Below are 12,039 nucleotides of genomic sequence, written 5' to 3'. Positions count from 1 at the left end.
CGAGGCCGTCCAGACGGCGCTGGCCCTTGGCGCTACCCGGGCGCGGGGTGAAGGTCCCGGCCCGGTCCCGGGGCACCCCGATCTCGAAGGGCCCCATCCTGACGAGTCCACCGTCTTGGACGTGGTTCCGTTTCTGGCGTTACCACGAGCCTGGGAGGTTGGCTCGCCCCTGTCGTAACCCAGGTGCTCGCTCAAGCCAAGCGGCCAGGCCCCTCTCCAAGGCCTCCCTTGGTGCAGTGCCGGCAGCAGACCATCAGTCCCGGTCATGCTCACCTGCCCGGCACCAGCTCTGCTCAAACAAGCCATCCAGAGCCCCAGCCGAGCGCAGCTGGCCGACCACATCCCGACCACCAGCAGAAGCCCTGTTGTCATCATCAGTAGCAGTCATCAGTGTCAGTCCTTCCACAAGGGCTTACACAAACCATTGAACAGGCTCCTTCCTTGACCGCGATCTGCACCGCCGTCGCCCCAGAGGCTGTCTTGACCTTACGCAGAAACGGGCTCACCACCCCCACCCTACCGGCCCCTTAGTGTGCCAGCACACCCCCAACACCACGGAATACCAACGAAAAACCCACCTCAAAACCCAGACCCCACCAAAGTGTCACGAGTCAGGCCTGATGCAACAGCTCATCGACTCCCTGAAACAGACCATCCCAGACGGGCTCGAGGAGATCCAGACACTGGCCAGGACCCTGATCAGCCGCAGCCAGGACGTCCTGGCCTACTTCGACCACCCCCGCACCTCCAACGCCCCCACGCCAGGCCATCAACGGACGCCTGGAGCACCTACGCGGCATCGCCCTGGGACTTGCGCAACCTCACCCACTACACCATCCGCAGCCTCATCCACACCGGACGCCTCAAAGACCACCTGACAACAACCACCTAAACCAGCCGATAAGCCCCACCTACCACACCCTCAAACACGAAGAGCCCTCAATCCCGTCACCAGCGAGGCCACGCCGCCGATGTCATCTTCCACCACGACCGCCCTGTCGCGCCAGCCCCTGGTCCAGATTCTTAAGGAACGTGGCCGATCCCAGGGACCGGCGGGGTGTGCGCTACGACTTGCCCACGGTCCTGTCCCTGGCCGTGACAGAGGTGCTGGCCGGCTGCCGCAGCCTGACCCTGCACGCCATGATCCGAAACGGCACCTTCTACAAGCCACGAAACTACCCACCGCCGCTTGACACACCACATAGGGGCACCCCCTGTCAACGCTCAACCGCCCTTACCCACCAACTTCGCCGCCTCCCCTGTGCCAGCTCCACTCAACTCCCCGGTTCAAGAAACACCACGCGCTCCAGATCAAGGACAACCAAATGATTCGACCTCTAAGGTGGTCAATTTCCATTCAGCGCGCCGTGCCAATAACCATTCCGCTACCCGTTGAGCGCCCACGAGGGAATGGCAATCCGCTTGACCACAAGCAGTCGGATCTGCAAGCGGAACCGCGGAAGCTTTAATAACATCGACTAACACGCCCGCAACCAGTTCCGCCATCTCATCGAAACAACCAATGTCAATAGCAGTGATATAAAAACCTGTCTGACAACCCATAGGCGCTACCGTGACCACAAATTCATTGCGTAGCCGCAACCATGATCCAAGAAAATGTTCGAGAGAATGAATGACAGGTAACGACAAAACCGACACATTAGGCTGAGCGATACGAAAATCCCACTGATAAACAACAGCCCCCGAAACCGCAGTACGCTGCTCCGCTACCCTCAGAAATGGTGGCACCATAACACGATGATCAATGTCAGGCATAGAAATAACTCCTTTCTTAAAATGCAATTAACATTCAGATTCAGATTCTACATGCATAGAATAAGTTCAAGCTACAGGATGGCGTCGAGCTTTTCATCAAAAAATGATCGATCCAACTAGCGCCCTCCTCAAACCGCTTACTACGCAGTGTCGTACTTTCGCGACACCAACGACGAAACGCATGAACACCATAGCATACCACTTCAACCCAATTTACAACATCACCAGACGCATTACCCTTAGCTTTAATCTTAAATCCAGATTCTCCAATATCGCACCAGTAAATATTAGAAACAGCTTCGACGTACATCTTTTCTCCGACGGGAAAAATCTCCTCCAACCAAACTATCGCATTCACCGACGCTCCTATAATCAACCCCCGTAATCTCGATCCATCTTACGAGCGCACCCCCAATCTTCGTCACGTTTAACCCTCCTTGTAACGAAAAGCCGCCGACCTACACGTCCGCAATCGCATTCTACCGTATCCAATCGCCCAAAATCCTCTCCAATAAAAAAGCATGGATAACTGTACGCAGTAGGATCGAGATACGACAGCAAACCTTCCTTATCTCCAGTGACAGGATCGAGCGTATAAGGGTCACGAACAATCACCTCCAACCACGGTGGGACATGTTTATAATGGTGCGCGCATTCGACCAACACCGTGTTAAGTTCGACCTGGTTAAATACATCACGAACCTGACGATTGTGTGCAAGATTCAAAGCACTACACGCTAAACTGTCGAAATCAGAACGATCCACCATCTCACCAGTACTACGTTTCCATCCACCAGCAGTAATGACAAACGTAGAATCCCTGGGCTCTGACCGCTCTCCGTCAAGTGAACGTAACACCGAAAGTACCAGTGGAGGTGGCCCAAGTAAAAGAACTACCGGGTAACGTTCCTCCAAATCATTCAAAACATCCCCCACCTGATGGACATTAAATCGCCCATTCCTTACCATATGGGATGTTGAATAAAACGTCTCCAACAGAGTTGAGACGTATGCAAACCACAAATCACCAGCCTCCTCTTGGTTAGGCCCCAAGTTTAGAACAGCCACATCATCGTCATTCCAATGTCCAAGCAGTTCGGTTCCCCAACGTATCGAACTCAGCATTCGATCGATCGTAAGCTGATCACGCATAACCTCACTAATACGGCCCATAGTACCGCTACTCGTACACCTTTTAGCAACTGCTTCTGGACTACAACTCATGAGCGTGCGGACAGTCTTAAACGCCATTGCGGGAAACTGCGGTACATTAATCATATCCTCAGGCGCCCTTAAATCGCGAGGCCTAAAACCACAACGTTCAGCGAACTCACGATATGGCAAGCACTTCTCAATGTGGTGTACCAACGATCGTCGTATAAACTCCATACGCAGGCTGGCATCGTCATCTAACGACCAAGCATCCGCAGACAGAACTTGATCTAACTGCATATCTCCTGAACTACCAACAGGGTTCATTTGAATTTTCATAAAACAAACTCCTTCAAAGTGCCCGCCTCTAGCATTTTAGATTCATCTAATCGAAGCACCATACCCTTGCCAAAAACATCTGCAGATGCTTCGGCACTAATCATGCGCACCATGCCTTGCAGGGGGTTAACGCCATCGTGAGTGCCTCCAATCCGGAATAGATGTGCCAATCCTAGTTCAACCAATCGTGACACGCCCCGTCTTGCCAACTCGTCGCGTTGCTCTTCGACCACAGACCATGGCGAGCAAGCAATGGTCTGTACTGACGAGTCGATAAATGAGTACATCTCCGAAAATGACTCCACCTGATGAACATATAGAACTCGCCCAAGCGGATGTTCCACCGGCATCGCTGACGGTGGCCCAACTGCTAAAGCCCACTCTCGATTAGCGCCAATCTCAACCTCAGAACCAAGGAACTCGTCCAGCCGAAGGCCCAATTGGATCTGCGCAGCCCGATCAGCAGTTAATTGTCCAGAAGGAAAAAGCCGGGAATGTCTGTCCAATTCAAAACGAAGCTGCTCAAGAAACGGATCTAGTGGTCCACGAACAAACACTCTTCGCATAGAAAAACAAGCCTGTTGGTCGTAGATAGTGACATCGTGCGCAAGGCCTCGAGCTGCGTCACCGACTCCAGCACTAGTATCAACTAATGCCAGGCTATGTTTAGGACCAAAACAAGTCACCGAAGCTTCCTCATGTGCATTAGCACGAGCAAAGCGAAGAGCCTCCCCACCACCCCAAACTACAACTGCATCGGCAGCGTGCACAACATCCCGTCCTACCTGTTGGTCATGATTCCAGTAAGTAACATTCATCGCACGTGTTACTGGATGCTCCTGATCCACGTCAGCAAAACTAAGCGCCATCGCAACCGCCGTGAATGGATCGCTGGATGAAACCTTAAGAACAGACAAATTTTTAGTGATTATGCTACGCACCATCGAAATGGCGCCCGATAACGGAACGTTACCAGGCAAAATATGAACAATCAATCCTCTCGGCAATGCCCGAACCATGCAATCTTCCCGCACAACCCAGTCATCCATTATAAAGCGGCTACCCAGCTCAGCCTCGATCATATCGTGCATACGCACGTGCGAATTCAAAAGAATAGCAATTCTATCAGCCTCAGCTTCGGCAGCTTCTTTTGAATAACCTAGAACCGTACACATCTGCCGTACATAAAGGCGACGTCGCGGATATTCTGTGCTACGCCACTGCTTACCCACGCGGTTTAAAAACGCCAGAATCTCCTGCAGAGGTAAATTGGCAATAGCCGCCCTATCCTGCTCTAAAATACTATGTAGGTCCTTCGCTCGCAGACAAGGAATTGAAAACCGAGCGCCTGTCCGACTAACGAACTCAGCAACGTCCTCCTGTTGACCGCAGACACGAGCTCCAGCCAACACGGCAGGTACCCGGTGGATATTTCCAGAAACATTCTCCATGAGAGCCCTAACTAAATCAATTGTACCGTCATAGGCGATAAAAACAACGGCCTATATCGTCATCGACAATCACTATTTTTTGCCTGGTGAGCATTCTTCACGCGTGATCACACAGAAGTCCAAGTTACCGCAGAAAACCACGGTACTCACCCCAGCCATCAGCTAAGTCATCAGACAATTGGTTGAGTCTTGCAGTTACGACTTGATCGAATCCGTCAAGAAAGTACTGATCACCGTCCCTGGGCTGAATTTCATGACGCTCTCGAACGAAAGTTTCTACCACCTTCCCCAATCCGGTATCCTTCCCAACTCGGCCACATACGTATCGTTTTGCCCCTTCCAATCCAGGAAACCCCGCCTCCCTATACAGATACACATCACCTAACAAATCAACCTGCACCGAAACCTGAGGATGCGCCGTTGGTCGCATTTCACTAACTGCGATATGAGGCAATTGCGCATCTTGTCCGAGTAGCATACTGCTAAGCGCGTAGCCATAATCTACATATAACGAAGGAAACTCAGCGGAAACCACTTCATCAAAAGCACCCAGCCTCTCAATCAACTCGTGCCGCTCCGAATGCCTAAGTTTGCCGTCAGGACGGTTGCTATAATCTTGGCGTAAACTAACAAAATCTATTCCAGTTCCACCCGAGGCATCACGGATATCACGCAAGAAAGATAATAACGAATCGAGTCGACGAACCCTACCCGGTAGGATCAGATAACTAATCCCCAATCGTAGATTACTTTCCTCCTTGTCACGCATACGCAGAATCTGGACAAGATTATTCTGCACTCTGCTAAACGCGCGAGATTTCCCCACAGTCTGTTGATATTCTTCATCGCTAAGGCCGTACAACGAAGTTCGTATCGCACCAAGATTCCAGATCCCAGGCTGGCGCTTTAACGTTTGCTCAGTCAAAGCAAATAAATTAGTATAAAGCATGATATTGAATCCCTTTAATGAAGCATGCGTAGCAAGTTTTCCAATATTGGGATTCGTTAAGGGTTCCAATCCTCCGGAAATATAGAAACGATTAGGGTCGTCTACCGGAGCTTCGTCAATAATGTCTATCAAACTACCAGTTCCCGGCATTAAATTATCCGAGCCGTATTTTGCGCCAGTGACTCTTATACAAAAATGACACCTAAACATACATGTCGGACCAGGATAAAGTCCTACTACTGAAGGATATGTTGGCTTATTCTCCAAAACAGCATCAAACACTCCCTTTGCCTCTAGCGGAAGAATAGTGTCGGTCCAATAGCGTCCCGCAACATCATCGGTTACCGCCAGCCGAAGAACTGGTGTCGACGCAGCCATCTCAAGCACTGATGTAAATTCGCCACGTTCTAAACCCAACTGCGAACGTGCATCGCTCAATCGAGTGAACGGCTTCTTGCCATAGATATTCAACAACTTAACTAAGTGCTCACTATGACTTTCTAGTTTTCCGGCATCTTCCTTCCTGCCGGTCTCCAATAGAGTTCGATATACATCCGATGCCGTTATAGGATCACTGCGCCGCACCGTCAAATAAGAGTTTGATTCTCCTGTTCTCACAATGAATTCACACTCGCTTTCTGCTTTGCGCCGGAACTGCGTTCATGACTACACATGAGTAAGTTTGTGGCCGTTTAACACGGCAAGACGAATGATACTGCAAACCCTCCGAATATCTTCCGAGTTAACTTTTCCTCCTGTCGGCAAAGCAACCACCTGGGAACCTAACCTTTCAGTGACTGGAAGATTCCAAGGTCGTCGTGAATATGGCTCCATTTGATGGCATGCCGGATCAAAATAAGTCTTAGTAAATACTCCTTCTGCTAGCAGAACTTTTACCAGAAGGTCACGACTTATACCTGCGGTTGCCTCATCGACGAACATAATCACATAGTTGTAATTGTTATTTGTATCTGCGGCGTAGTCAAGAATTCTGACTCCCGGAAGATCACGTAGCTCATTCAAATACTGCTGATGATTATGCTGATTCTTAATCACAGTTTCTTCGAACGACTCCAAGGAAGTAAGGCAAGCTGCCGCAGACGCTTCACTCATTTTTGCGTTGGTACCACCGTACATATGCCCGCCAATGATACCATTTCCAAAATTACGTAAACCGCGCAGCCTCGTAGCCAACTCCGAATCGTTTGTAACTACGGCCCCCCCTTCAAATCCGTGAACGACCTTCGTAGCGTGGAATGAAAGAATCGTTGCTTTTCCCCAGGGCGTTCCCACAGGCAAACCATCAGCCGTCGTGCAGCCCAGTGCGTGTGCACCATCAAATAGTAGGTGTAGACCATGCTCGTAAGCCAAAGAGGCCAGTTCATCAACATTACATAACTGTCCCCATAAATGAACACCGATGATTGCAGATGTCTGATCAGTTATCGCAGCGGCGGCGGCAGCAACGTCGATGCATCCGGTACCAGGACACACATCGCAAAAAACGGGATTCACCCCTAACCATTGAAAAGCATGGGCACTAGCAACAAACGTGAACGAAGGAACGATCACTTCTCCCGTTATCCCAACAGCACGAGAGAGAACTTGTAGCGCAAGAGTTCCGTTAGCTGTTGCTATGCAGTAACGAGCGCCTACTAAGTCTGCAATCCGAGTTTCTAATTCAGTACTCAGAGGTCCTCCGTTAGTCAGCCATTCGTTATCCATCGCCCAATTAAGCCGTTCAAAGAACCTGCTTCGGTCGAAAGGCGCAGGCCTGCCTACCAACAATGGAGTCAAAAAAGAAGCATCACCGCCAAGTATCGCCAACTCGTCAGGACGTCTTTTCACTTCCGTCACGCTCCTCCGTCAACTGCCGGACGTTCGGAAACACCTCCTGAGCAAATCTACGAATGTTACGCTCAGTGACGTTAGGATTACCTGCCGCTTCCAGACCTAAAGCGACATGACGAACTCCTGTAACTGTAACTATTTTGTTCAACTGGCGAATACAGTCTTCAGGTGAACCGACAGGATTTAAGTCAAGCCACTCGTCAATAAAGCTGGCTGTATCTTTTCCTTCTAGAACCCATTGCTCAATTCTATTCAGATGATATCTATAGCCGGGCAGTCTTTTAAGATCGTTATCATCAAAACCAATACGAGAGGACTCATCGTTCCACCATTCCAGAAAACCAAATATTTCAGCCTTCGCCCGCTCTCTGCTTTCGGAAATATGTCCGAGGCAGACGATGGTATGATCTATAGAATTCGGATCGTATCCAGCTGCTTCGGCGCAGCTATTGTAGAGCTCCAGTCTTGCAGCCAGCTCTTGATAATCGGTTATCAATTGCATCAGTAACGGGAACCCGTTGTTGGCCGCCCATTCTACAGAACTTGCTGACTCAGCCGCAGCATAGACGGTCAGTTCTGACGATCGAGGCTTTGGTAACACCCGTGTTTCAGGGAAAGAGAACAGCCCCTCGTTCTTTATTGAATCTTCCTTCCATGCCCGAAGCATGATGTCTGCTGCCTCGTACATCAAATTATGACTATCGTTAGGATCGACACCGAAAACCGAGAAGTCCTCCTTGCAAATCCCGCGCCCGAGACCAAGATTGAAACGTCCCTTTCCTAAATGGTCCAACAATGCAACACTCTCCGCCAGCCGAACAGGATGAATGAAAGGCGCAACTGTTACGGCCGTCCCGATCCGGAGACGCGAAGTTGCTCCCAACAGAAAACCTGCCATGGTGAGCGTGTCGGGCGCAATGGCGTAATCCGTAAAATGATGCTCCATTAACCAGGCAGTATCATACTCATACCTCTCGGCCGCCAACGCATAACTCAAAACGTGGTCAAACACCTCAGCTTCAGTCAAGTTAGCTGGCCGTGCCGTAGCTAATAGAATTCCCCAAGTCATGCCGTTGTTGGTCATAATTTTGCTGTCACCCATCCTTCTACATATGGAGTATTAGTCGACGTGAATGAAGTAGTAAATCCTATGTCGTGCAAGCGCCCAATGAGTTCCTGTGCTTTCCCCTCACCCTCGGGATGTAGTTCGACGGTCATGCACTTGATAGCCCGCAGTGTATCTTCTGATGATTCTAACAGTACAGCATACTCAGCTCCTTCGATGTTCATCTTCATGAAGTCTATTTCCGTTTCGCCGATATAAGATAAGAAACTTTTCAGCGTACGCACTTCCACTTCTTCATAAGGTATCGCATCGCCGAATTCCATGGGCCGAGGCTCGAATGGCTCGTTAACCCAGTCCTTAAGCGCATAAAAACTGTGCCCAACGCTTCCTGGCGCATGGTATAACCTAGCTCGACCGTTCATGGCGCCCAACGCCAGTTTGTGAGACACAAAATGTGTACCACCTCCTTGGGCATTGGCGATGTTTCGTTTCAAAAGGATATAATTTTCCAGACTGGGCTCAACTAGGTGTACTGTCCCACTAGGGACATATCGTGCAGCCAACAAGGAAATGGCTCCGATGTGGGCTCCGATATCAAGCACTACCCCATCTTTTGGGAGGATTGCGTCTTCCATTGGAGCAAATCTAGTGCGTATGTATTTAGGATCAAGCACTACCTCGTCAGTAGTTCCGCTACGGTATTGAAATGACGAACCGTAGAGCGTTTCAGTTACTATATCGCCTGGTATGCTCATTGCTTTTCCGGCCTCTCGTCTATGTTTCGAACGTACGATATTACCTCTTTACGCTGGTCAACACCAGTCTTCTGACCTTGCGCTGCTGCTGCCGCTCTAATTACGGACCATGCGGATGATTTTCCTCCCCAAGCCCGAGCGACAGAGCTCAGATTGGGAGTAAGTTCCGGCACTAACAATGCCATTCCTGATGTTGTAGAAGGTAGAATCTTGCCCTGCCAACCAGATTCACCAACTATCTGTTGGAAACTTTGAGACAAGTTGAGGGAGAGAATGTCATGAAATAAGAAGAGGCCGTTGCGTCTGTCGACAAATGGAGCTAATGCTCGATAGTCTTTAAGAATTTGTTTCTGGCCATGGAATCCGTCGATAAACGCAAGATCCACGCTTCCCAAAGTTTCACCGATCACATTTGCGACATCATTTGGTGAAGTTGCTTTTAAAGCAGTGACGTTGATCCCAGCTTTTCTAGCGATCCTATTAGTAACGTCGATTCCCTCAAGAGTATTCTCATCATAGCAAGAGTCTATTGCAACAACGCGCGAATCAGGGTTGGCCAGTGCCATAGCAATCGAACTCCAGCCGAAGCCATTACCGACAATAAATACTTTTTGTGCAACTTTTACTCTTGCTAGGCTTTCCAGCAGATAAATTTCGGTTGGTGAAATCCCAAGAGCGTCAGTTACACTTACCCCGTCCCGTATTAACCAAGTATAGGGTGCTGCGAAAAAGTCATTGGCCAGTGTTGGATTGAGACCTGCAGCGACATCCAAGCCCTCTTGCTCATACAATTCGACGAGCTTTTCAAATATCATCATACTCATTTGATGTGTACACCTCCTAACTATTAGGTCAATTTTGTCTCAGATAATTAATTGCATCATACAACTCTTCTTGACATAAATCATCAACGAAAGTACACCGACCGATTCCTGTTGGCAGGGGAGTATGTTGCGCACCTCCGCGGTGTTCAACTCGCTCGAGCTGCGAGCGCCACAGCAGTTCGGGTTCTATTTCGGGAAGTCGTGTTGGAAGGCCCAACCCAGCCGCTGTAGTGATGATTTGATTAAGATCTCTGTGTTTTAACAGCCCCCTTTCGGCAGAGATAACAGCTGAAAGTTGAACGTCCATACTGACCGCTTCACCATGACGTAACCCCGCAGTCATTTCCAGTGGCTGGGAAAAAGTGTGCCCCATATCCACAGAACGATACAAGTTCTGCTCAAATAAATTCGGTTGCAGCTCTTCTACCATCGTGGTCACTGCACGGTTAAGAATACGCCCACCAAGTTTGTCCTCTAGAGCGAAGTTTTGAAATGTACGAGCACTGTAATCAATGAGCATGTCGAATAGTTCGCCATCACAACCGACGGCAAGTTTCAGTATTTCTCCTTGACCACTACTAAATTCGCGCGTTGGAAGAGTATCGAAAAATGCTCGACTTAGCACCACCGACGTTGGTGGGTAAAAGGAACCAAGAAGATTCTTTTCTATCCCATAATTTACGCCTGTTTTAATTCCTACCGACGCATCGACGTAAGCTAAAAGTGTCGTAGGCACTCGGATATACGGAACACCGCGTCTATACATGCTTGCAGAGAAACCACTCACATCAAGCACGGCACCACCGCCTACCACAATTAGTGGATCATGGCGACGATCAAGACCAAATACTCGCATTTCTCGCACCAACTTCAGCGCGACATCCATTGACTTGGCTGCTTCACCTCCTGGTACCTTTACAATAGTCGCATCCACTTGATGATCAGCCAAATTTTTTTTGAAGACTTCTGCCCAAACATTATACACAGCCTCATCCATAAAGACCAAGCGTCGGCCAGGGACTCGTCCATATCTAACTAGTTTCGATGCACCGTCAGAAAACAGTGGATCCGATTCGACTATGTCAAACGACCCTACTTGGTCAACCTTCACATGCCAACTGTAAGTCATTTTTCCTCGACGCTTCACTTGAACAGAATTGGATGTAATCCAGAAGGTGCGAACTTTTGAAACATATTTCATGCGAATCTTGCCACGCACCTACGGTATTCGAAGAACATCGAAATTTTAAAATACCACAGACATCTCCTACGTAAATGTTGCTGCTTCAAATAGAGCTCAAAGCAATCTCTCTAGATGCCAATTAGAAATTATTAGAACTCCTCACCTGCACTAGAATGATATCTAACTTTGCGTTTGATTGTATTATAGTATTACTTCCATGTCAACCTTGCGACGAAGCTCATGAAGGGTGCCCGAGAAGGAGGCTCGGTGCCTCGCTGAGAACTGTCCGCGAAGTCCGTGAACCGTGGTGGGCATGGGAGGTGCCTGGTGCAGGCCAGGACCGAGATCACAGGCAGGTACGCCAGGGCTTACGCGAAGGCCTCGAAGCTCGAAGAAGGGGAGTTCCTCGATGAGATCGCACAGTCACCGGCTGGAGCCAGGAGGGCGCGCGCCGACGCCTGGTGGCCGCAGCCAAGCGCTCACTTAGTCACAGGAAACCGGGGCCCAGGACCAGAGCCCGCAGGTACTCATACGACACCTTGAGGATCCTCCAGCGGTGTGGGCCGCCAGCGGCGGGCAGAACTCCAAGTACTTCAAAGAGTCCATGCCGCTGCCGCCAAACCTGCTGGAGACGAGCGATGAGCTCGAGACAGAGCCCGGGTTCTTCGAGGCCTATCACCACCGCCCACCGCG

Annotated in this window: 9 protein-coding genes and 1 pseudogene; 1 reads left to right on the top strand and 9 read right to left on the bottom strand. The window is 49.8% G+C overall.

Going from position 1 to position 12,039, the window contains the following annotated elements:
• Positions 1 to 629: 629 nt before the first annotated feature.
• A pseudogene (locus tag HMPREF0975_RS15215) lies at positions 630 to 892 on the top strand (transposase); the annotation flags it as partial.
• Between the two features lie 419 nt (positions 893 to 1,311).
• Here the strand turns inward: HMPREF0975_RS15215 and HMPREF0975_RS15205 are convergent.
• The 9 genes from HMPREF0975_RS15205 to HMPREF0975_RS15175 all read right to left on the bottom strand — a co-directional run bounded on the left by HMPREF0975_RS15205 (position 1,312) and on the right by HMPREF0975_RS15175 (position 11,364).
• On the bottom strand, positions 1,312 to 1,776 hold the full coding sequence (locus HMPREF0975_RS15205; protein ID WP_083840812.1) for an S-ribosylhomocysteine lyase: 465 nt from the start codon (positions 1,774 to 1,776) through the stop codon (positions 1,312 to 1,314).
• 372 nt (positions 1,777 to 2,148) lie between these two features.
• Positions 2,149 to 3,267, bottom strand: coding sequence for a LuxE/PaaK family acyltransferase (locus tag HMPREF0975_RS15200; protein WP_009234873.1), 1,119 nt, complete (start codon positions 3,265 to 3,267; stop codon positions 2,149 to 2,151).
• Positions 3,264 to 4,718, bottom strand: coding sequence for an aldehyde dehydrogenase family protein (locus HMPREF0975_RS15195; protein WP_009234872.1), 1,455 nt, complete (start codon positions 4,716 to 4,718; stop codon positions 3,264 to 3,266). Before HMPREF0975_RS15195 ends, HMPREF0975_RS15200 begins: the two co-directional genes overlap by 4 nt.
• A 124-nt stretch (positions 4,719 to 4,842) precedes the next feature.
• Positions 4,843 to 6,285, bottom strand: coding sequence for a dTDP-4-amino-4,6-dideoxy-D-glucose ammonia-lyase (gene desII, locus HMPREF0975_RS13970; protein ID WP_009234871.1), 1,443 nt, complete (start codon positions 6,283 to 6,285; stop codon positions 4,843 to 4,845).
• 48 nt (positions 6,286 to 6,333) lie between these two features.
• Positions 6,334 to 7,524 (bottom strand): dTDP-4-dehydro-6-deoxyglucose aminotransferase, encoded by a 1,191-nt coding sequence (locus HMPREF0975_RS13965; RefSeq protein ID WP_198009195.1) that lies wholly within the window; start codon positions 7,522 to 7,524, stop codon positions 6,334 to 6,336.
• Positions 7,499 to 8,602, bottom strand: a complete 1,104-nt coding sequence (locus HMPREF0975_RS15190; protein WP_009234869.1) for an LLM class flavin-dependent oxidoreductase — start codon at positions 8,600 to 8,602, stop codon at positions 7,499 to 7,501. Before HMPREF0975_RS15190 ends, HMPREF0975_RS13965 begins: the two co-directional genes overlap by 26 nt.
• Positions 8,599 to 9,219: an FkbM family methyltransferase gene (locus HMPREF0975_RS15185; protein ID WP_198009194.1), complete on the bottom strand. Its 621-nt coding sequence runs from the start codon at positions 9,217 to 9,219 to the stop codon at positions 8,599 to 8,601. The genes HMPREF0975_RS15190 and HMPREF0975_RS15185 overlap by 4 nt, the downstream gene beginning before the upstream one ends.
• A 116-nt stretch (positions 9,220 to 9,335) precedes the next feature.
• Positions 9,336 to 10,163: a class I SAM-dependent methyltransferase gene (locus HMPREF0975_RS15180; RefSeq protein ID WP_009234867.1), complete on the bottom strand. Its 828-nt coding sequence runs from the start codon at positions 10,161 to 10,163 to the stop codon at positions 9,336 to 9,338.
• Positions 10,164 to 10,191: 28 nt separating this feature from the next.
• Positions 10,192 to 11,364 (bottom strand): sedoheptulose 7-phosphate cyclase, encoded by a 1,173-nt coding sequence (locus HMPREF0975_RS15175; protein ID WP_083840810.1) that lies wholly within the window; start codon positions 11,362 to 11,364, stop codon positions 10,192 to 10,194.
• Positions 11,365 to 12,039: the final 675 nt, after the last annotated feature.

Source organism: Actinomyces sp. oral taxon 849 str. F0330 (genome assembly GCF_000239715.1).
Lineage (GTDB): Bacteria > Actinomycetota > Actinomycetes > Actinomycetales > Actinomycetaceae > Actinomyces > Actinomyces johnsonii.
This window is presented reverse-complemented; position numbering and strand designations above follow the sequence as displayed.

What these genes read in the sequence shown, in the direction of transcription:
- HMPREF0975_RS15205 (WP_083840812.1), bottom strand. Translation starts at nt 1,776, where the DNA reads ATGCCTGACATTGATCATCGTGTTATGGTGCCACCATTTCTGAGGGTA.
- HMPREF0975_RS15200 (WP_009234873.1), bottom strand. Translation starts at nt 3,267, where the DNA reads ATGAAAATTCAAATGAACCCTGTTGGTAGTTCAGGAGATATGCAGTTA.
- HMPREF0975_RS15195 (WP_009234872.1), bottom strand. Translation starts at nt 4,718, where the DNA reads ATGGAGAATGTTTCTGGAAATATCCACCGGGTACCTGCCGTGTTGGCT.
- HMPREF0975_RS15190 (WP_009234869.1), bottom strand. Translation starts at nt 8,602, where the DNA reads ATGACCAACAACGGCATGACTTGGGGAATTCTATTAGCTACGGCACGG.
- HMPREF0975_RS15185 (WP_198009194.1), bottom strand. Translation starts at nt 9,219, where the DNA reads ATGGAAGACGCAATCCTCCCAAAAGATGGGGTAGTGCTTGATATCGGA.
- HMPREF0975_RS15180 (WP_009234867.1), bottom strand. Translation starts at nt 10,163, where the DNA reads ATGAGTATGATGATATTTGAAAAGCTCGTCGAATTGTATGAGCAAGAG.
- HMPREF0975_RS15175 (WP_083840810.1), bottom strand. Translation starts at nt 11,364, where the DNA reads ATGAAATATGTTTCAAAAGTTCGCACCTTCTGGATTACATCCAATTCT.